Annotated in this window: 17 protein-coding genes; 6 read left to right on the top strand and 11 right to left on the bottom strand. The window is 68.7% G+C overall.

The annotated features are described in order from the left end of the window. Positions 1 to 11: 11 nt before the first annotated feature. From dxs to dut, 5 genes are all read right to left on the bottom strand, one after another. The gene (gene dxs, locus IEW87_RS09140) at positions 12 to 1943 is read right to left on the bottom strand and encodes a 1-deoxy-D-xylulose-5-phosphate synthase (RefSeq protein ID WP_188711934.1); all 1932 of its coding nucleotides are present in this window, start codon (positions 1941 to 1943) and stop codon (positions 12 to 14) included. A gap of 213 nt (positions 1944 to 2156) precedes the next feature. Further along, positions 2157 to 4970: an aconitate hydratase gene (locus IEW87_RS09135; protein ID WP_188711933.1), complete on the bottom strand. Its 2814-nt coding sequence runs from the start codon at positions 4968 to 4970 to the stop codon at positions 2157 to 2159. 124 nt (positions 4971 to 5094) lie between these two features. After that, positions 5095 to 5844, bottom strand: coding sequence for a DUF3159 domain-containing protein (locus IEW87_RS09130; protein WP_188711932.1), 750 nt, complete (start codon positions 5842 to 5844; stop codon positions 5095 to 5097). Next, positions 5844 to 6443 carry a DUF3710 domain-containing protein gene (locus IEW87_RS09125; protein WP_188711931.1) on the bottom strand — a complete coding sequence of 200 codons (600 nt, stop codon included), beginning with the start codon at positions 6441 to 6443 and terminating at the stop codon, positions 5844 to 5846. Before IEW87_RS09125 ends, IEW87_RS09130 begins: the two co-directional genes overlap by 1 nt. Before the next feature lie 28 nt (positions 6444 to 6471). After that, a complete protein-coding gene (gene dut / locus IEW87_RS09120) occupies positions 6472 to 6921 on the bottom strand; it encodes a dUTP diphosphatase (protein ID WP_188711930.1) in 450 nt (149 codons plus the stop codon). Positions 6922 to 6933: 12 nt separating this feature from the next. Between dut and IEW87_RS09115 the strand changes: the two genes are divergently transcribed. Continuing rightward, positions 6934 to 7440: a DUF3093 domain-containing protein gene (locus tag IEW87_RS09115; protein WP_188711929.1), complete on the top strand. Its 507-nt coding sequence runs from the start codon at positions 6934 to 6936 to the stop codon at positions 7438 to 7440. Here the strand turns inward: IEW87_RS09115 and IEW87_RS09110 are convergent. Further along, positions 7437 to 7727, bottom strand: a complete 291-nt coding sequence (locus tag IEW87_RS09110; RefSeq protein ID WP_188711928.1) for a DUF4193 domain-containing protein — start codon at positions 7725 to 7727, stop codon at positions 7437 to 7439. The genes IEW87_RS09115 and IEW87_RS09110 overlap by 4 nt on opposite strands. A gap of 310 nt (positions 7728 to 8037) precedes the next feature. Between IEW87_RS09110 and sepH the strand changes: the two genes are divergently transcribed. After that, positions 8038 to 9051: a septation protein SepH gene (gene sepH, locus IEW87_RS09105; RefSeq protein ID WP_188711927.1), complete on the top strand. Its 1014-nt coding sequence runs from the start codon at positions 8038 to 8040 to the stop codon at positions 9049 to 9051. Positions 9052 to 9069: 18 nt separating this feature from the next. Here sepH and IEW87_RS09100 read toward each other — a convergent pair whose 3' ends face one another. Continuing rightward, positions 9070 to 10197, bottom strand: coding sequence for an alkaline phosphatase family protein (locus IEW87_RS09100; protein WP_188711926.1), 1128 nt, complete (start codon positions 10195 to 10197; stop codon positions 9070 to 9072). Positions 10198 to 10260: 63 nt separating this feature from the next. Between IEW87_RS09100 and IEW87_RS09095 the strand changes: the two genes are divergently transcribed. Beyond that, a complete protein-coding gene (locus IEW87_RS09095) occupies positions 10261 to 12702 on the top strand; it encodes a DNA gyrase/topoisomerase IV subunit A (protein WP_229731055.1) in 2442 nt (813 codons plus the stop codon). Between the two features lie 104 nt (positions 12703 to 12806). Further along, entirely contained in the window at positions 12807 to 13736 is a 930-nt protein-coding gene (locus tag IEW87_RS09090; protein ID WP_188711925.1) for an epimerase, read from the top strand. A 29-nt stretch (positions 13737 to 13765) separates the two neighbouring features. Here IEW87_RS09090 and IEW87_RS09085 read toward each other — a convergent pair whose 3' ends face one another. Beyond that, a complete protein-coding gene (locus IEW87_RS09085) occupies positions 13766 to 13984 on the bottom strand; it encodes an SCO4848 family membrane protein (protein ID WP_188711924.1) in 219 nt (72 codons plus the stop codon). Between the two features lie 57 nt (positions 13985 to 14041). Further along, positions 14042 to 16135 carry a DNA gyrase/topoisomerase IV subunit B gene (locus IEW87_RS09080; RefSeq protein ID WP_188711923.1) on the bottom strand — a complete coding sequence of 698 codons (2094 nt, stop codon included), beginning with the start codon at positions 16133 to 16135 and terminating at the stop codon, positions 14042 to 14044. 180 nt (positions 16136 to 16315) lie between these two features. On the opposite strand from IEW87_RS09080, the gene IEW87_RS09075 reads away from it, so the two are divergent. Further along, entirely contained in the window at positions 16316 to 16525 is a 210-nt protein-coding gene (locus tag IEW87_RS09075) for a DUF7455 domain-containing protein (protein WP_188711922.1), read from the top strand. An 11-nt stretch (positions 16526 to 16536) separates the two neighbouring features. On the opposite strand, the gene IEW87_RS09070 is transcribed toward IEW87_RS09075, so the two are convergent. Then, positions 16537 to 17613: an alanine racemase gene (locus IEW87_RS09070; RefSeq protein ID WP_229731054.1), complete on the bottom strand. Its 1077-nt coding sequence runs from the start codon at positions 17611 to 17613 to the stop codon at positions 16537 to 16539. Beyond that, a complete protein-coding gene (locus tag IEW87_RS09065; RefSeq protein WP_188711921.1) occupies positions 17610 to 18278 on the bottom strand; it encodes an alanine racemase in 669 nt (222 codons plus the stop codon). The genes IEW87_RS09070 and IEW87_RS09065 overlap by 4 nt, the downstream gene beginning before the upstream one ends. An 83-nt stretch (positions 18279 to 18361) precedes the next feature. Between IEW87_RS09065 and IEW87_RS09060 the strand changes: the two genes are divergently transcribed. After that, positions 18362 to 19387, top strand: a complete 1026-nt coding sequence (locus IEW87_RS09060) for a sugar-transfer associated ATP-grasp domain-containing protein (protein ID WP_188711920.1) — start codon at positions 18362 to 18364, stop codon at positions 19385 to 19387. Positions 19388 to 19538: the final 151 nt, after the last annotated feature.

Below are 19538 nucleotides of genomic sequence, written 5' to 3'. Positions count from 1 at the left end.
CCGTGACGGCGTCAGCGCGACTGCTTCACACGCTCGGCCGCGCGGGCTTCCTGTCGCGCGACGGGAATACGCGTGCCGAGAACCTGCGAGACGACATCCTGCGCGATCTTCGCGGGGGTGAGACCGGCGTCGCGGAGAATCTGGTCACGTGAGGCGTGGTCGATGAACTCATCGGCGAGACCCAGCTCGTCGACGGCGGTGTCGACGCCGGCCTCGCGCAGGACCTGCCGCACGCGGGTGCCGATTCCGCCGACGCGGATGCCGTCCTCGAGGGTGATCACGAGTCGATGACGGCGCGCGAGGTCGACGATGGAGGGCGCGACCGGCACGACCCAGCGCGGGTCGATCACGGTCGCGCCGATGCCCTGCGCCCGGAGGCGGTCGGCGACGTCGAGGGCGGTCCGCGCGAACGGCCCGATGCCCACGAGGAGCACGTCCTCGTCCCCGTCGCGTGCGAGAACGTCGACGCCGTCCTCGGTGCGTTCGATGGCCTCGATCGGCTCGCCGACCTCGCCCTTCGGGAAGCGCACGATGGTGGGGGCGTCCTCGACCGCGACGGCCTCGCCGAGTTCCTCGCGGAGGCGCACGGCGTCACGGGGGGCGGCGATGCGCACGTGCGGGACGATGTGCAGCAGTGCGAGATCCCACATTCCGTGGTGGCTCGGGCCGTCGGGTCCGGTCACGCCGGATCGGTCGAGCACGAACGTGACGCCGGCGCGGTGCAGGGCGACGTCCATCAGCACCTGGTCGAAGGCACGGTTGACGAAGGTGGAGTAGAGCGCGACGACCGGGTGCAGGCCGCCGTAGGCGAGGCCCGCGGCCGACGCAACGGCGTGCTGTTCGGCGATGCCGACGTCGTAGACGCGCTCGGGGAACCGCTCGGCGAACGGCGCGAGGCCCGTGGGTCGCAGCATCGCCGCGGTCATCGCGATGACGTCCTCGCGGCGCTCTCCGATCTGCACGAGCTCGTCGGCGAACACGTCGGTCCAGCCTTCGCCGGACGACGCAAGCGGAGTGCCCGTCGCCGGGTCGATGCGACCGACGGAGTGAAACTGGTCGGCCTCGTCCTCGCGGGCCGGGTCGTATCCACGGCCCTTCTCGGTGATCACGTGCACGATCACGGGCGCGCTGTGGGCCTTCGCCAGTTCGAGCGTCTCCAACAGCGTGGGGAGATCGTGACCGTCGACGGGGCCGAGATACTTGATGTCGAGCTGGGCGTACAGCGCGGAGTTGTTCGTGAAGCGGGAGAGGAAGCCGTGCGTCCCGCCGCGCACGCCGCGGTAGAAGGCGCGCCCCACGCGCCCGAGGCGGCGAGCGAGCTTGTTCGACTTCTCCCCCAGGTCGCGGTACGCGGCCGTCGTGCGCACCCGGTTGAGGTAGCGCGCCATGCCGCCGATCGTCGGCGCGTAGCTGCGTCCGTTGTCGTTGACGATGATCACGAGGTTGCGATCGTTGTCGTCGGTGATGTTGTTGAGCGCCTCCCACGTCATGCCGCCTGTGAGCGCACCGTCGCCGACGACCGCCACGACATGGCGATCCGCGCGACCGGTGCGAGCGAAGGCGCGAGAGATGCCGTCTGCCCAGCTGAGTGAGCTCGACGCGTGCGAGGACTCGACGACGTCGTGGGCGCTCTCGGACCGCTGCGGGTAGCCGGCGAGGCCGCCGCGCGAGCGGAGTCCGTCGAAGTCCTGGCGTCCCGTCAGGAGCTTGTGAACGTACGACTGGTGCCCCGTGTCCCAGACAATCGGGTCCTGGGGCGAGTCGAAGACGCGATGCAGGGCGATCGTCAGTTCGACGACACCGAGGTTCGGGCCCAGGTGTCCGCCGGACTGCGAGACGTTCTCGACGAGGAACTCGCGCACTTCGCCGGCGAGCTGTGAGAGCTGTCGCGGCGAGAGCCGGTCGAGATCCCGTGGGGACGAGATCGAGTCAAGCAGAACCATGGATCCGAGGTTACGCCCTCTCCCCGAGAAGATGCCGCGGCTCGGCGCAATCCGGCTGAGACCGGCAGGGTCGCGCGTGCGTCGCTCGCAAGGCCGAGGAGGGAGGCGTGCTCAGCACGGTGACCGACGAGAACGCCGCGAGGGGCGCGCTCGGGGCCTTGAGCGACCACGGCCCCGATCACGAGTGTGATCGGGGCCGTGGTCGCATCCGGCTCAGATGAGGCTGCGCAGCACGTACTGGAGGATGCCGCCGTTGCGGTAGTAGTCGGCTTCACCCGGCGTGTCGATGCGGACGACCGCGTCGAACTCGACGGCCTGCTTGCCCTCGGGCGAGTGCGAGGTCGGCTTCGCCGTGACGCGCACCGTCCTGGGGGTCTCGCCGTCGTTGAGCTTCGTCAGCCCCTCGATCGAGAACTCCTCCGTGCCGTCCAGGCCGAGCGAGTCAGCGGACTCGCCTGCCGGGAACTCCAGCGGAACGACGCCCATGCCGATGAGGTTCGAACGGTGGATCCGCTCGAAGCTTTCGGTGATGACCGCGCCCACGCCGAGCAGGCTCGTGCCCTTGGCCGCCCAGTCGCGCGACGATCCGGAGCCGTACTCCTTGCCGCCGAGCACCACGAGGGGTGTGCCCTGCTCCTGGTAGTTCTGCGAGGCGTCGTAGATGAACGCCTGCGGCGCATCCGCCTGCGTGAAGTCGCGCGTGTAGCCGCCCTCGACGTCGTCGAGGAGCTGGTTCCGCAGGCGGATGTTCGCGAACGTGCCGCGAATCATCACCTCGTGGTTGCCACGGCGCGAACCGTAAGAGTTGAAGTTCTTCCGGTCGATGCCGTGCGACTTGAGGTACTGGCCCGCGGGGGTGTCCGCCTTGATCGCGCCGGCCGGCGAGATGTGGTCGGTCGTGACCGAGTCGCCGAGCTTCGCGAGCACGCGCGCACCCGAGATGTCCTGCACCGGCTCCGGGTCGCGGCCCATTCCGTCGAAGTACGGGGGCTTGCGCACGTACGTCGACTCGTCGTCCCACTCGAACACCGAGCCCTCGGGCGTCGGCAGGTTGCGCCAGCGGTCATCACCGTCGAACACCGTCTTGTACTGCGTGATGAACTGCTCACGCGAGATCGAGGCGTCCACGATCTCCTGGACCTCCTCCGGCGACGGCCAGATGTCCTTGAGGAACACGTCGTTGCCGTCGGCGTCGGCGCCGAGCGGGTCAGCATCGAAGTCGAAGTGCATCGTCCCAGCGAGGGCGTACGCGACCACGAGGGGCGGCGACGCGAGGTAGTTCATCTTCACTTCCGGGCTGATCCGGCCCTCGAAGTTGCGGTTTCCGGAGAGGACGGCGGCGACCGCGAGGTCGTTGGCGTGGATCGCCTCCGAGACCTCGTCGATCATCGGGCCGGAGTTGCCGATGCAGACCGTGCAGCCGTAGCCGACCGTGTAGAAGCCGAGGCCCTCGAGGTCCGCGTCGAGACCGGACTTCTCGTAGTAGTCGGTGACGACCTTCGAGCCCGGTGCCAGCGTCGACTTCACCCACGGCTTGCGCTCGAGGCCCTTCGCGCGCGCCTTGCGCGCCAGCAGCCCAGCGGCGACCATGACGGACGGGTTCGACGTGTTCGTGCACGAGGTGATCGCGGCCAGCGTCACAGCGCCGTTGTCGAGGATGTAGCTCTCGCCGTCAGGCGTTGTGACGGAAACCGGGGTGGAAACGCCGTTCACGCCGCTCGAGATGTGCACGGGGCGGGTGTCGTGGTCCTCGTCGCCCGGCGTGGAGCCGGGGTCCGACGCGGGGAACGAGTGCTTCGACTCGAGGTCGACGATGTCGTCGGTCGTCTGGGCCGATGCGTAGTGGACGACGTCCTTCTCGAACTGCTGCTTCGCCGCGGACAGCTCGATGCGGTCCTGCGGACGCTTCGGACCGGCGATGGACGGCACGACCGTCGACAGGTCGAGCTCCATGTACTCGCTGTAGACCGGCTCGATCGACGGGTCGTGCCAGAGGTGCTGCTCCTTCGCGTACGTCTCGACGAGCTGCACCGCGGCCTCGTCACGGCCGGTCAGGCGCAGGTAGTCGAGCGTGACGTCGTCGACCGGGAACATCGCGGCCGTCGAGCCGAACTCGGGGCTCATGTTGCCGATCGTGGCACGGTTCGCGAGCGGCACCGAGCCGACGCCCTCGCCGTAGAACTCGACGAACTTTCCGACGACGCCGTGCTGGCGCAGCATGTCGGTGATCGTGAGCACGACGTCCGTCGCGGTGACGGCCGCGGGGATGTCTCCCGTGAGCTTGAAGCCGACGACGCGCGGGATGAGCATCGAGACGGGCTGGCCGAGCATCGCGGCCTCGGCCTCGATGCCGCCGACGCCCCACCCGAGCACGCCGAGGCCGTTGACCATCGTGGTGTGCGAGTCGGTGCCGACACAGGTGTCGGGGTACGCGCGCAGCGTGCCGTCGACCGTGCGGTCGTAGACGACCTTCGCCAGGTGCTCGATGTTCACCTGGTGCACGATGCCGGTGCCGGGAGGGACTACCTTGAAGTCGTTGAAGGCGGTCTGCCCCCAGCGCAGGAACTGGTAGCGCTCGCCGTTGCGCTCGTACTCGATCTCGACGTTGCGCTCGAGTGCGTCGGCGCGGCCGAACAGGTCAGCGATGACCGAGTGGTCGATCACGAGCTCTGCCGGCGAGAGCGGGTTGATCTTGTCGGGGTCACCACCCAGCTCGGTGACGGCCTCGCGCATCGTCGCGAGGTCGACGATGCAGGGCACACCAGTGAAGTCCTGCATGACCACGCGCGCGGGCGTGAACTGGATCTCGTTACTGGGATCCGCTGTCGCGTCCCACTGACCGAGGGATGTGATCGACTCGCTCGTGACGTTCGCTCCGTCTTCCGTGCGGAGCTGGTTCTCGAGCAGCACCTTGAGGCTGTACGGGAGCTTCTCGTACCCCTCGACGGCGTCGATTCGATAGATCTCATAGTCGGTGCCACCGACCGACATGGTGCTCTTGGCACCGAAGCTGTTCACCGTGGACACGGGCGTCTCCTTCTGGTCGACCGCAGCTGTGCGCTCCCATCTTCCCTCCCCCTGGCTTCTGAGGCTAGGAAGGGCGTCCTAATGGCGCACAATTTATCTTGATATCAAGATAAATACTACACGGTCAGCTCTCGCGGCGTGCGTAAAGCGCGCGCACGGCGAGCCATGTCACCGCGACGAGCGGCGCGAACAGCGGGATCCCCATCACGAGCTTCACCGTGCCGATCACCTGGATGTCGACTTCCGCCAGCCAGAGCGGGAACTGCACGGCGAGACGCGCGAAGAACAGGGCGGCCCACATCACCGCGAGCCAGAAGAAGACGCGACGCTTGTGCCGGTCCTGCCGCCAGCGGATGCCGTCGTCCATCAGGAACCCCGCGGCCAGACCGATGATCGACCAGCCCACGAATGCCGAGATCAGAAAGGCGGAGCCGTAGGCGACGTTCGTGATGAACCCCGGGATGAAGTTGTCCTCCGCTCGCCCGGTGAGGAGCACGAGCGCTCCCGCGACGGCGACCGCGAGGAGCCCGCCGAGTGCCGCTGACGGAGCCTGTCGCTGTGCGAGACGCACCAGCGTGAACGCGCCGGCAGCGGCCACCGACAGGATCACGGCGATCAGCAGCTGATCGGGCCACAGCGTGACGGCGGCGAGGAAGACGACGAGCGGCAGCACCGATTCGACGATGCCGCGCACGCCGCCGATCGCCTTCCACACGACCTTCCCCGTGGTGGCGTGGTCCGACGGGTCGATACCGGCTCGGCGCGCCGCCTGCCCGAAGGCCTCTCCGAGAACCGCCGATGCGCGCGGGTGATCCGGGTCGGGAGGCGTCAGCGGCGTCTCGTCGCGCTCGTCGTCGCGCCCGTCGCCCGCCATCAGGATCCCGGGGTCTGCGGCATCGAAAGGGGGATCAGATCGCGTGGGGGCATGGGCGCATCGCCGCGCACGACCACGATCGAACGGAAAAGCTCTTCGATGTCAGCGGCCGCCTCGGGCGAACTCGTCCCCTTGCCGCCGATGACGCCGCGCAGGAACCACCGGGGGCCATCGATGCCGACGAACCGAGCGATTCGCTTCCCCGTGCCGGATTCGCCATTGACCGGCACCTCTGCCAGCAGCTCCGGGCCGAGAGGGCCGTCGCGCTCGTCGACGCGGCCGCCCTGATCGGAAACCTGGGCACGGATCTGCTCGCGCGTTTCGTGCCAGAGTCCCGTCGAGCGCGGCGCCGCGAAGGGCTGCACCTGCAGCGTGGACTCGCGATAGTCGAGCGCGACCGCGACGATCCGCTGCGAGCTCTCCTCGACCTCGAGGCGCAGATTCATGCCCTCGCGCGGCATCACTTTGATTCCGCCGATATCGATGTACGGCCGGACGGGATTCGCCTCGCTCGCGTCGAACGGGCCGCGTTCTGCACGGTCAGCCGGTGCTGACTTCTCGGTCGAGGGCTGCGCCGCCTCGTCGTGGGAATCTGTCATCGATCTCGCCTCTGGTTCCTTCTTCGCTTCAGTTCGTCGTCGCGCCGGCGTAGCCGGAGGATCCGAACCCGCCCTCGCCGCGCACGCTCTCGTCCAGGTCGTCGACTGGCAGGAAACGCGCCTGCGCGACGGGCGAGACAATCAGCTGCGCGATGCGGTCGCCCGCCTCGATCTCGTACGCTTCCGCGCGATCGGTGTTGAGGAGGACGACCTTGATCTCCCCACGGTAGCCCGCATCGATCGTGCCGGGAGAGTTGACGATGGTGATGCCGTGTTTGACGGCCAGCCCGGACCGCGGCACAACGAACGCCGCATGGCCCTCGGGCAACGCGATTCGCACCCCGGTGGGGACAAGCGCGCGCTCCCCCGCTTCGAGCCGCACCGAGACGGTCGAGACGAGGTCGGCTCCGGCATCGCCGGGGTGCGCGTAGACCGGCACGTGGGATGCGACAATGGGGACGTCCACGGTTTCACTCACGCATCGAGGGTAATGCACCAGTCCACTGCTTCGTCCGAGACTCGGCCTCGCGATCTGGCCGTCTATCGCGAACGGCTCACGCCGTCGCTCAAGATCCTCGCGGCCGCAGCGATCGTCGCGCCCATGGTGGCACTCGTCGCCGTCCCCATCGACCAGACGGTGTCGCTGTCGATCGGTCTCGCGGTCGCCATCCTTCTCATCGCGGTGATGATCGCCGTGGCGCCGGTCGTCGAGATCTCCGGACGCGAACTGCGCGCCGGGCGCGCCCATATCGATGTCGCGCATCTCGGAGAGGCGGTCGGCCATCTGGGCGACGAAGGACGCCGCGCGCGAGGCGTAGCGTTGGATCCGCGCGGGTGGTACATGATCCGCGGCGGCATCGAGGGCGTCGTCGTCGTGGAGAACACGGATCCGGACGATCCCGTCACGTCGTGGACGATCTCGACGCGCACGCCCGACCGCGTGATCGCCGCGCTGCGGCGCGCTCAGCGCGCCGCAGCGGAGCAGGACGCCCGTTAGGAGCAGTCGAGGCAGATCGCGCCGGCGTCACCGACGTGGTCGATCTGCGAACGGTGCTTCACCAGGAAGCACTCCATACAGGTGAACTCGTCCTGCTGCGGGGGAAGAACGACGACGTCGAGTTCGACGTTCGACAGGTCGTTTCCGCCGAGGACGATGCTCGGATTGTCGGCGTCGTCGTTCTCGACCGCCGTGTTCTGGTTCGACCGCGCCGCCTTGAGGGCTTCGATCGACTCGCTGCCCTCGTCTTCGTTCTTGTTGCGCGGTGCATCGTAGTCAGTTGCCATCGCCAGGAGTCACTTCTCTCGGGTGGGTGTGGATGGATTGGATGCCCCGGTCGCCGTCGCTTGGGTCGCTTCGTCATGGATCATCGTCTGCGTGATCGACATCTGATGTCGACATACCGCAGTGCGCGGGGCGGCGACAGTCTGCACGACGGAGCCGGGAATCGCAAATGCACGTACTCGCTTCGGCGCGTCGCAGACCATCTCATTCCGAGCAAACGTGCGGCGCGCCTGCGTTATTCCCCGTTTCAGAGCGCGCGCGTGACACCATGTGTGCGATGCGCCCAGTGCGCACACGGCGGAGAGGAGCAGGATGGAACAGCTGACCATCGTGGGTACGGAGGGACAGCGCCTCGTCCTCGCCACCGAGCAGGGACAGCGCTTCACTCTCGAGATCGACGACATGCTCAACCAGGAGGTGCGCAAGGCGCGCGTCGTGGTCGAGCCGCGTCCGCAGCAGGTCGGACCGAGCCCGCGGGAGATCCAGGCCCATTTCCGAGCCGGACTCACCGCCGAAGAGGTCGCCGAGCTGCTCTCGTACGAGATCGAAAAGGTGCGTCTCTTCGAGGGCCCCGTCCTCGCCGAGCGCGAGCACATCGTGGATCGCGCGCTCGCGATGCCCGTTCTGACGGGTATCGGCGTCGATCAGGATGAGAATCCGACATTCGGGAATGCGATCCGGCAGAAGCTCGCCGACGTGTCGGCGACGCAGGAGAGCTGGACGAGCTGGAAGACCGATGACGGGTGGGTCGTGAAGCTCACCTTTGAGGCCTCCGGTATCGAGCGCGACGCTCGCTGGAGTTTCGACCCGCGTCGCAGTGCGCTTGCCCCGGCGAACGACGACGCCGCGCAGCTCTCGCGCCAGGGCCGGATGGCGAGCGATACGCTCATCCCCCGTCTGCGTGCACTCGACGTGGCACAGGACGAGAAGGACGCCTCGTCGTTCGACGACCACACGTTCCACGAAGAGGACCCCGCCCCCGCACCCGAACCCGAGCGCCCGACTGAAACGGCCGACCTGCTCGAGGCATTGCGCCGCAAGCGCGGCCAGCGCGAGACGCCCCCGTCGGCTGCCGAGGACTCGGACGAGGAGCCCGAGGACCGCCCGCACCGTCCGCTCGCGATGTTCTCCTCGATCGATCCGAACCTCGAGGAGACGCCGCCGCCCGCTGAGGAGACCCCCGCGCGGGAGGAGCAGCCCGAGGAACCTCCCCGTGCCACATCCGCGGACGATGACGCGCCGCGCGCCGACTCCTCGCGACGCCGCGGGCGCCCATCGATGCCCTCATGGGACGAGATCGTCTTCGGCGCACGCGGCGACGACTGATCCGGCCGGTCGCGCCCGTCAGTCGGCGTACGCGCCGAAGCGGATGAGGGGCACCGTCATCTCCTCGGGGGTCACGGATCCGTGCTGCCCGATCATCTTCTGCGGATCCTTGTTGCGCAGTCGATCGTCGTAGAACGCGACGGCACCACGCGCGGCGACGAGCACGTCCCCGATCCGCCCCCGCACGTGCGGGGCGACAGATGCCCCGAATAGCCCGTCCGCGATCGCCTCGTCGCGCGTCGACACATCCGCGTACGCGCCGGATTCCTCGCGCCACCGCGCCGCGAGGTCATCGATGTCGACTCCGCTGTCGGCATAGACGTGGACGAGACGCGGTTCGCCGCCGAGGTGCCGCACACCGGCCAGACGCGAATCGCCCGCGCGCAGCAGCACATGACGACTTCGCGGGACATCGACCATGCCGTGATCCGCTGTCACGAGGGCGCCGACGTCGTGCGGCAGCGAGAGGACCGGGCGGATCGCGCTGTCGATCGCCTCGAGCGTCCTTCGCCACGCGTCAGAGTCGACTCCGTGGCGATGTCCCGCCTTGTCCAGCTCGGGAATGTAGCAGTACACGAACGCCCCGGGGTGCTGCGATGCGAGTGCGCAGGCCACCTGCACGCGTCCCGCGAGGTCGTCTTCCGCGACGAACTCGGCGCCACGCTGCAGCGCCTGGGTGAACCCCGTCGCGCGGTACTCGGAATGACCCACGGAATAACTGCGGATCCCTTCGGCGCGCTCGAACACCGTCGACGCGCGCTGCCAGGTCGCGGGTTCGAGGCCGTCCTTCTCGTAGCCGTTGAGCTGGTTCGTCAGCCGGTCACGATCCGGATCGAGCACGCGGTACCCCACGAGGCCGTGTTCCCCGGGCCAGACGCCCGTCAGGAACGATCCGAGCGCCGCGGCGGTGGTCGAGGGAAACACCGTCTGCGCCACCTGCCGGCGCCCCATGGCGCGTGCCAGGTGACGGGCGTGCGCCGCGTGGGCGCGCAGCTGGATCGCGCCGAGGCCATCGACGACGATCGCGACAGCCGATTCCGCCGGCGCAAGCCAGTCACCTCGCGCCCCCAGCGACCGGACCATCTCGGTCGCCACTCCGGCGAGATTCCGGGCCTTGGCAGGGCGCGCGGGTAAGATTTTCGGCATCCGGGCCAGTCTGGCACACCCGTTTTCTCGCCCGGCTCACCACGTTCCACCAGAGAGGGCTGCATGGCGCGCAAGCAGGAATCTGCCGCACCGACGAACGAGCGGATCGAGGACATCGCGCTCGAGACCGAGATGCAGGGCTCCTATCTCGAGTACGCGTACTCCGTCATCTACTCGCGAGCGCTCCCCGACGCGCGCGACGGCCTCAAGCCGGTGCAGCGACGCATTCTCTACCAGATGGCCGAGATGGGCCTGCGGCCCGATCGCGGCCATGTCAAGAGCGCACGCGTCGTCGGCGACGTGATGGGCAAGCTCCACCCGCACGGCGATACCGCGATCTACGACGCGCTCGTGCGCCTCTCGCAGGACTTCGCGATGCGCCTGCCGCTCGTCGACGGCCACGGCAACTTCGGATCCCTCGACGACGGCCCGGCGGCGTCGCGCTACACGGAGGCGCGCCTCGACCGCGCCGCGATGCGCATGACGGAGAACCTCAACGAGGATGTCGTCGACTTCGTGCCGAACTACGACGGCCAGTACACACAGCCCGAGGTGCTGCCCGCCGCCTATCCCAACCTCCTCGTCAACGGTGCGACGGGCATCGCAGTCGGCATGGCGACGAATATGGCACCGCACAACCTCAATGAGGTCGTCAGCGCCGCGACCCACCTGCTCGAGAACCCCGACGCCACGACCGAAGAGCTCATGCAGTTCGTTCCTGGTCCTGACTTCCCCACGGGCGGCGTGATCATGGGGCTCGACGGCATCCGCGACGCGTATGAGACCGGTCGCGGATCCGTCAAGGTCCGTGCGAAGACGCGCATCGAGCAGATCGGTCCGCGCCGCACCGGCATCGTCGTCACGGAGCTGCCGTACATGGTGGGTCCGGAACGCGTCATCGAGAAGCTCAAGGACGCCGTGCAGGCGAAGAAGCTGCAGGGCATCAGCGACGTCAACGACCTCTCCGATCGCAAGCACGGACTGCGCCTCGTCATCGGCATCAAGACGGGCTTCGACGCGGAGGCCGTCCTCGAGCGCCTCTACCGCCTGACGCCGCTCGAGGACTCGTTCGGCTTCAACAACGTGGCCCTCGTCGACGGGCAGCCGTCCACGCTCGGTCTGCGCGAGATGCTCGTGGTGTACGTCAATCATCGGATCGAGGTCGTCACCCGTCGGACGGTGCACCGCCTCGCCAAGCGCCGCGATCGCCTCCACCTCGTCGAGGGCCTGCTCGTCGCGATCCTCGACATCGATGAGGTCATCGAGGTCATCCGGTCGTCTGAGACCAGCGACGAGGCGCGCACGCGCCTGTGCCAGGTGTTCGACCTCGACGAGGTGCAGGCCGAGTACATCCTCGAGCTGCGCCTGCGTCGGCTGACGAAGTTCTCACGGATCGAGCTCGAGACCGAGCGCGACGACCTGCGCGCGGAGATCGCGGCGCTCGAGGAGCTGCTCGGATCCGACGCGCTCATCCGCCAGCGCGTGGCGACGGAGCTCGAGGAGGTCGCGGATGAGCTCGGAACCCCCCGCCGCACGGTGCTCATGAATGCCAAGCCGCAGCCGAAGCGATCGGCCAAGGCGACCGAGCAGGATCTGCAGATCGCCGACGCGCCGACGCTCGTCGCGCTGTCGACCACGGGGCGGGCCGTACGCGTGGATACGCCGGGAGGCGAGGAGATCGCTCCGCCCGCGCGTCGCAGCAAGCACGACGCGATCCTGTCGACGGCGCGCGGCACGATCCGCGGCGAGATCGGCGCCCTCACCTCCGCCGGGCGGATGGTGCGCTTCTCCCCCATCGACCTGCCGTCGGTCCCGCCCACGTCGATCTCGCTCGGTGCTGGTCAGCGCCTCCGCGATTACGTCGGACTCACCGAGAAGGGCGAAGAGATCGTCGGCCTCGTCGAGCTCACATCTGACGCTCCGGTGGCGATCGGCACCGCGCAGGGCACCGTCAAGCGGGTCGTACCGTCCGGCGTCGCGATTCGCCCGAGCGTCGACGTCATCGCGCTCAAGCCCGGCGACCGTGTCGTCGGCGTCGCGACTGCGGCCGACGAGGCCGACCTCGTGTTCGTCACGACCGATGCGCGTCTGCTGCGCTTCCCCGCCTCGGCCGTACGTCCCCAGGGCGCCGCGGCGGCAGGCATGGCGGGCGTCAAACTCAGCGCGAACGCGTCCGTGCTGTTCTTCGGTGCGGTCAATGGTGACGGCAACGTCGTGGTGACCGTCTCCGCGGCGGAGGGCACCCTCGCGGGCACCGACGCCGGCCGCGCGAAGACCAGCGACTTCGGTGAGTATCCGGCGAAGGGCCGCGGTACCGGAGGCGTCCGCGCACACGCGTTCCTGAAGGGCGAAGACCGGCTGCAGGTCGCCTGGGCGGGTCCGGATCCTGCCTACGCCCTCGACGCCAAGGGAGCCGTGCGCAAGCTGCCGATGACACTCGCGAAACGCGACGGATCCGGTCAGCCCCTCGAGGCGCCGGTCACCACGATCGGCCGCACGCTGTAGAGAAGACGCAACCGCCGAACAGCGCGTTCTCCGCTCGAGGCGCCGGAGCCGCGTGTTCGCCTGCGAAGGGCGCATGCGTTCGCGGATCCGGTAGCGTCGCGGTTATGAAGGTCGTGATCGCCGGAGGAACGGGCGCGCTCGGGCGCGCACTCGCCATGGACCTCCTGCACGCCGGGCACGAGGTCGTCGTCCTCACACGCCGTCCCGGACACCACCGCATCACCGGCACGACCGAGGTCGGCTGGGATCCGCGCGACGTCGGTGCGTGGGCGCATGCGCTGGAGACGGACGGCGAGCTCGCGGTCGTGAACCTTGCCGGGAAGCTCGTGGACTGCCGCCCGACCGAGGAGAACATTCGCGCGCTCCGCGAGTCCCGGGTCATCGCAACCGAGGCGCTCGTCGAGGCGGCCGGGCGCCTTACGCGTCCGGTCGACCGCTGGCTGCAGGCGTCGACGACGGCGATCTACGGCGACTCAGGCGAGCAGCACATCACCGAGGAGACGCCGGATCCCATCTCGGGCCTCCCCCAGATGACGGGCGTCGTCTTGCCGTGGGAGGCGGCGGCACGGGGAGCGAACGCGACGCATCGCGTCACGATCCGCACGTCGATCGTGCTCGATCGCGGAACGCCGGCTCTGAACCGCCTGCTGCTGCCCGCGAAGCTCGGCTTCGGCGGTCCGATCGCAAGCGGGCGTCAGTGGTTCAGCTGGATCCACATCGACGACTGGCTGCGCGTCGCCCGCGCGGCCCTGGGCCTGGATTCCGACGTGACCCTCCCGGACGCGCCCGTCATCGCCGCGACGCCGAACCCGGTGCGCAACGAGGAGCTGATGCGCCGCCTGCGCGAGGCGATTGGCGTGCCGTTCGGGCTCCCGACACCCGAGTTCGTGCTGCGTCTCGCGTCGATCGGCCTCCGGACGGATCCGCTCCTCGCCCTCACCGGCCGACACACGACTTCGTCGGTGCTCGCCGAGCGGGGCTTCGCCTTCCGCTACCCGACGCTGGAATCTGCGCTAGCCGACCTTCTGCGCTGATCCTTCTCTGACGCGTCATTCTCCAGAGGTCAGAGGGCGCCCACGAGAGCCGCGATGCCGGCCAGGATCGAGATCAGCGCGATCACCATGGCCAGCGCGAACAGGACCGCGTGCACGGTGTAGAACGTCGTGACCTTGCCGTTCTCATCGCGCGCCCGCGGGTCGTTCACCACACGTCGGAAGAAGTTGGGCCACGTCAGGAGATTGAACGCGGCGTTGACGAACAGGAGTACCGAAAGCGGGATCACGAGCACAAGTCTATGGGGCGGAGCCACGCGCCCATCCCACGGACCGGCCGCGCGCGCCTACGCGTCGATCGCTTCCTTGTCGAGCTGCGCCGCGCCCTGGACGATGAATTCACGGCGCGGGGCGACCTCGTTGCCCATGAGCATCTCGAAGACGTGACCGGCGGCCTCCGCGTCTTCCATCCGCACGCGGCGCAGGAGGCGGCCGTCGCGCGACATGGTGGTGTCCGCGAGCTGATCCGCGTCCATCTCGCCGAGGCCCTTGTAGCGCTGGATCGGCTCTCGCCACTTCTTGTTCTGTTTGCGCAGCTTGGCAAGCAGTGCCGTCAACTCGCGGTCGCTGTACGTGTAGATCGTCTCATTGGGCTTCGAGCCGGGGTGCTGCACGATGACCTGGTGCAGCGGCGGAACGGCGGCGTACACCCGCCCTGCTTCGATGAGCGGCCGCATGTAGCGGTAGAACAGCGTCAGCAGCAGCGTGCGAATGTGCGCGCCGTCAACGTCGGCGTCGCTCATCATGATGACCTTGCCGTAGCGCGCCGCGTCGATGTCGAACGAGCGCCCCGACCCGGCGCCGACCACCTGGATCAGCGCTGCGCACTCGGCGTTCGACAGCATGTCGCCGATCGAGGCCTTCTGCGTGTTGAGGATCTTGCCGCGAATCGGGAACAGCGCCTGATACTCGCTGTCGCGCGCCTTGCGGGCGGTGCCGAGGGCGGAATCGCCCTCGACGATGAACAGCTCGGAGTTCGACATGTCGTTCGACCGGCAGTCGATGAGCTTCGCGGGCAGCGACGATGACTCGAGCGCGTTCTTGCGACGCTGCGTCTCCTTGTGGGCGCGCGCCGAGACGCGCGCCTTCATCTCACTGACGACCTTGTCGAGCAGCATCGAGACCTGGTTCTTGTCGTCGCGCTTCGTCGACGTGAAACGCGCCTTCATCCCTTCGCGGACGACCTTGGCAACGATGCTGCGCACGGCGGGCGTGCCCAGCACCTCCTTCGTCTGTCCCTCGAACTGCGGCTCCGGGATGCTGACGTTGAGCACGGCCGTGAGCCCCGCGAGGACGTCGTCTTTCTCGAGCTTGTCGCTGCCGACCTTCAGTCGTCGCGCGTTCTTCTCGACCTCGGCGCGGAGCTGCTTCGTCAGCTCCTGTTCGAAGCCCTGCTGGTGCGTACCCCCCTTGGGTGTCGCGATGATGTTCACGAACGATCGCATGTGCGTGTCGTAGCCCGTTCCCCAGCGCAGGGCGATGTCGACGCGGCACTCGCGCTCGACCTCGGTCGACATCATGGATCCGTCCGGCTGCAGCGTCGGCACCCGCTCGGTGAAGTTTCCCGTGCCGTCGAGGCGCCACGTGTCGGTGACGGGCGCGTCCGTCGACAGGAATTCGACGAACTCCCCGAGGCCGCCCTCGTATCGGTAGGAAGTCTCGCGCACCCCACCATCGGGGTCTGCGTCGGGACGCTCGTCGCGGATGACGATCTCCAGCCCCGGCACGAGGAACGCCGTCTGGCGCGCTCGCGTCACGAGCTCGTCGTACTGGAACGCCGCGTCCTTCGTGAAGATCTGCCCGTCCGCCCAATAGCGCACGCGCGTGCCGCTGACGCCCTTCTTGGCCTTGCCGGCGACGCGCAGCTCGCTCCTGTTCCGGAACGGAGCGAAGGGGGCGTCAGGACGCGGTTCGCCCGCGTCCGTGAACTCGCCGGGTTCGCCGCGGTGGAAGCTCATCGCGTACGTCTTGCCGCCGCGGTCGACCTCGACGTCGAGACGCTCGCTGAGCGCGTTGACGACCGACGCGCCCACGCCGTGCAGACCGCCCGAGGCCGCGTACGAGCCACCGCCGAACTTTCCACCGGCGTGCAGTTTCGTGAAGACGACCTCGACGCCGGTCAGCCCCGTGCGCGGTTCGACGTCAACGGGGATGCCGCGACCGCTGTCCTGCACCTCGACGCTGCCGTCCTCGCGGAGGACCACGACGATTCGGTCGCCGTTGCCCGCGACAGCCTCGTCGACCGCGTTGTCGATGATCTCCCACAGGCAGTGCATGAGCCCCGGCGATCCGTTCGACCCGATGTACATTCCCGGCCGCTTACGGACGGCCTCCAGTCCTTCGAGGACCTGGAGATGATGGGCGGAATACTCGGCTGTCACAAGATTCGATCTTATCTTCGAACGCTCCGAGCGCCCCGGGGACACACCCGGGTCGCGCCGACTGAGGCCGGGCGCGTACGCCCAGCGCGAAACACGCGCCTTGCAGGGAATCCCTGACGGTGTCCCGTGGTTGTATGGAGTAACGCCTCACCTGAGACGAACCGAGAAGGAGGCAACCCGATGACTGCAACTACGACAGCCGAAGCTTCTGTCTCCCACCGCCTGACCGCCCTTGACCGGTGCGATGCCTGCGGAGCGCAGGCCTACATCGCAGCCGAAGTCGGCGGCAGCGAGTTGCTGTACTGCGCACACCACGGACGAAAGTTCGAGGAGAAGCTGCGCGAAGTGGCCACGAACTGGCACGACGAGACCGCCAAGCTTCAGGACTGACGCACACCCCGTCACCTCGACAAGGGCGTCTCCCCGCTCGGGGAGGCGCCCTTGTCGTAGACGCGCGGCACCAGCGGCGAGACGCGCAGCAACGGTTCCTCCCCCACCGTTCCGGTCGCCTCACCCAGATCAGTGGGTGTCGGCTCCCCGGCGTCGCCGGGGCCGAACATGATGACCTCGTCGCCGATCGCTGCGCCATCCCAGAGTTCGACGAGTGACGAGAACGGATCCACCCGAACGAGCTGGCGCACTCCGCCGGGCGTCGCGACGCTGATCCGGCCGCCGGCGGACGACGGGTACCCGTCCACCGATCCGACGCCGACCGTGGCGACGTCGCCGAGCTCCGTCACCCGCGCCACGAGCGAAGAGATCGGTGCGACGCCGGGGATGTCGGGGCCGTGCTCGGATCGGATCCCGTAACAGAAGGCTCCGATCCGCACGAGGTCGTACCGGAACTCGGGGCGGTGCCACGCGGCCGCGCTCGCGGAGAGGTGCCGCACCTCGGCGTCGAGCCCCGCGCGCTCGGCCGCGGTGACCGCATCGTCGAAGGCCGACCGAGAGGCGTCGTCCTCCGCGTCGCTCGCCTCGGCGATGTGCGTCCAGATACCGACCACGCGGATCCGGCCCGCGCGCTCGAGCGCTGCAGCACGGGCGCAGAACGCGTTCCACGCTTCCGGTCGGACGCCGTTGCGGTGGAGTCCGGTGTCGATCTTGAGGTGCACGCGGGCGCACGTCGCGGTCGTCTCGGTCGCGCGCGCGATGCGATCGAGGTAGTCGGCGTCGCCGACGCCGACCTCAAGTCCTGAGCGGAGGGCGGCCTCGGCTTCCGCCTCCGCCAGCGTCATCCAGCACAGCACGCGCGCGCGATCGCCCGCCGTGCGCTTCGCGCGGACCGCGCTCGGCAGGTCGATGCCGCCGAACCAGACCGCACCCGCGTCGAGGGCCGCCGTGACGATCGGCTCGACGCCCTGGGCGTACGCATCGTCCTTGATGACGACGAGGAGTTCGGCGGGAGCCATCCGGGCGCGCACGGCCCGCACGTTGCGTCGCAACCGGTCGAGATCGACGCGCAGCTCGGCGGAGATCACGGGGTCTCTTCCCGCTCGGCTCCGAGGCCCACGATCGCGACGAGCTCGAGCATGGTCCATCCGCTCGCCTCTGCCCATCGCGCGAGCGACTGCGGCGCCGCGCTGCCGAAGTACACGGCCTCGTCCCCCGGGCTCACGGGCGCGTTCCCGACGTCGACGACGCAGACGTCCATCGCGACGCGGCCGATGATCGGGCGCTCGGATCCGGCGATCACCACGGACGCGCGCGAACCGATCGCGCGGGCGACGCCCTGCGCGTACCCACCGGCGACAAGAGCGACGCGCGTGGCCTTCTCGGCTCGATGCAGGTACCCGTACGAAACGCCGTCACCGGCGAGGAGCGGCTTCGTCTGCAGCACCGGAGCGGCGAACGTCATCGCCGGGACACCCTCGCCGTCGATGCCGAAGACAGCCTCGAGTGACAGCGCGCGGCCCGTCACGGCGTCGAGCCCGTGGGGCGGTTCGCCCGCGTCGACGATCGCCGTCGTCACGCCGGCCTCGCGCGCCGCGGCGGCGACGATGGCGGCACCGTGCCCGCACGCGTCGCGACGCAGATCCACGGCGGAGCTCGGCTCGCTCTGCCGTGCGCGAGCGATGTTATCCGCGAGCGCCGATCGCGACACGCGCACGCGCGGGCGGCTGTTCGCCAGTTTGGACGGGGTCATCCCACCTAGACTATGACCCGGCCGCTTCGCGGACGCTCAACCCGTGCGCGCGCCCGACCGCCTGACGCCGACCCGGAGGATCCATGCCCGCGAACGGCCTCGCCCTCGGACCGAAACTTCGCTACCTCGCCGAGCGCGCCCGACGCATCGACATCGGCGCCGTCATCGACCGCGCCAAGGAGGTGCGTGACGAGCACGGCAAGGCGGTGCCCGCTGTCGTCGTCGACATGCTGTGGCAGGCGGCCCGCAAGGACGTCGCCTTCCAGGACTACGTCGACTTCGACTTCGCGTCGCTCACGGCCGCCGAGCGCGCCACCTTCATGACGCATCCCGTGTCCATGCAGCTCGCGCAGGCATACTCGCGCCCCGCCGGTCGTCGCATCTTCGAAGATAAGATCGCCTTCAACCGTCAGTTCGACCGTTTCCTGAAGCGGGCCTGGCTCGTCGTCGAGGACGGCAACGCCGAGGAGGTCCGCGCCTTCGTCGAACAGCACGGCGCCGTCATCGCGAAGGTGCCGGTCAGCCACATGGGCCTCGGCGTCCGACGGTACCGCGCAGAGGAAATCGATGACTGGTCGGCTTTCCACGCGCGGCTGATCGCGGGCGACGAGATCCTGCTCGAAGAGGTCATCGCGCAGCACGACGACATCGCTGCCGTCTGCCCCGGCACCGTCAACACCACGCGCATTACGGCGTTCTTCGACGGAACCGACGTCCATATGCTCGCGATCGCCCAGAAGTTCGGCCGCGGCGAGGTCAGCGACCAGATGTCGTACGGCGGCTTCTATACGATGCTCGACCCCGATACGGGTCACGCGATGAGCGCCGGATACGACTCTCACGCGAACGTCCACGAGGCACATCCCGATACCGGCTACCGGATCGCGGACTTCCAGCTGCCCCGTTTCGCCGAGGCCATCGCCCTGGTCGACGAGGCGGCTCGCGTCAACCCCGACGTGCAGTACGCCGGATGGGACGTCGTCGTCACGAACGACGGCCCCGTGCTCGTCGAGGGGAACTGGGGCGCGGGCGTCTACGAGAACAAGCCGAGCGTGTCGGGGATCCGCACGGGCCACAAGGCGCGCTACCGCGCCGCCATCGGATTCTGACGCGCGAGAAGCCCGGGAACGCCCGCGACGAACGGCAAGCGGCCCGCGACAAGCGCAGCAACGTTCGCGCTCACGACGCCCGATGCACTCCGGCCACGAGGCGGAGCGGGTGGTCTCGCGGCGCCGCTGGCATCGGGCCTGGCGGTGGGCC

The organism is Microbacterium faecale (assembly GCF_014640975.1).
Lineage (GTDB): Bacteria > Actinomycetota > Actinomycetes > Actinomycetales > Microbacteriaceae > Microbacterium > Microbacterium faecale.
This window is presented reverse-complemented; position numbering and strand designations above follow the sequence as displayed.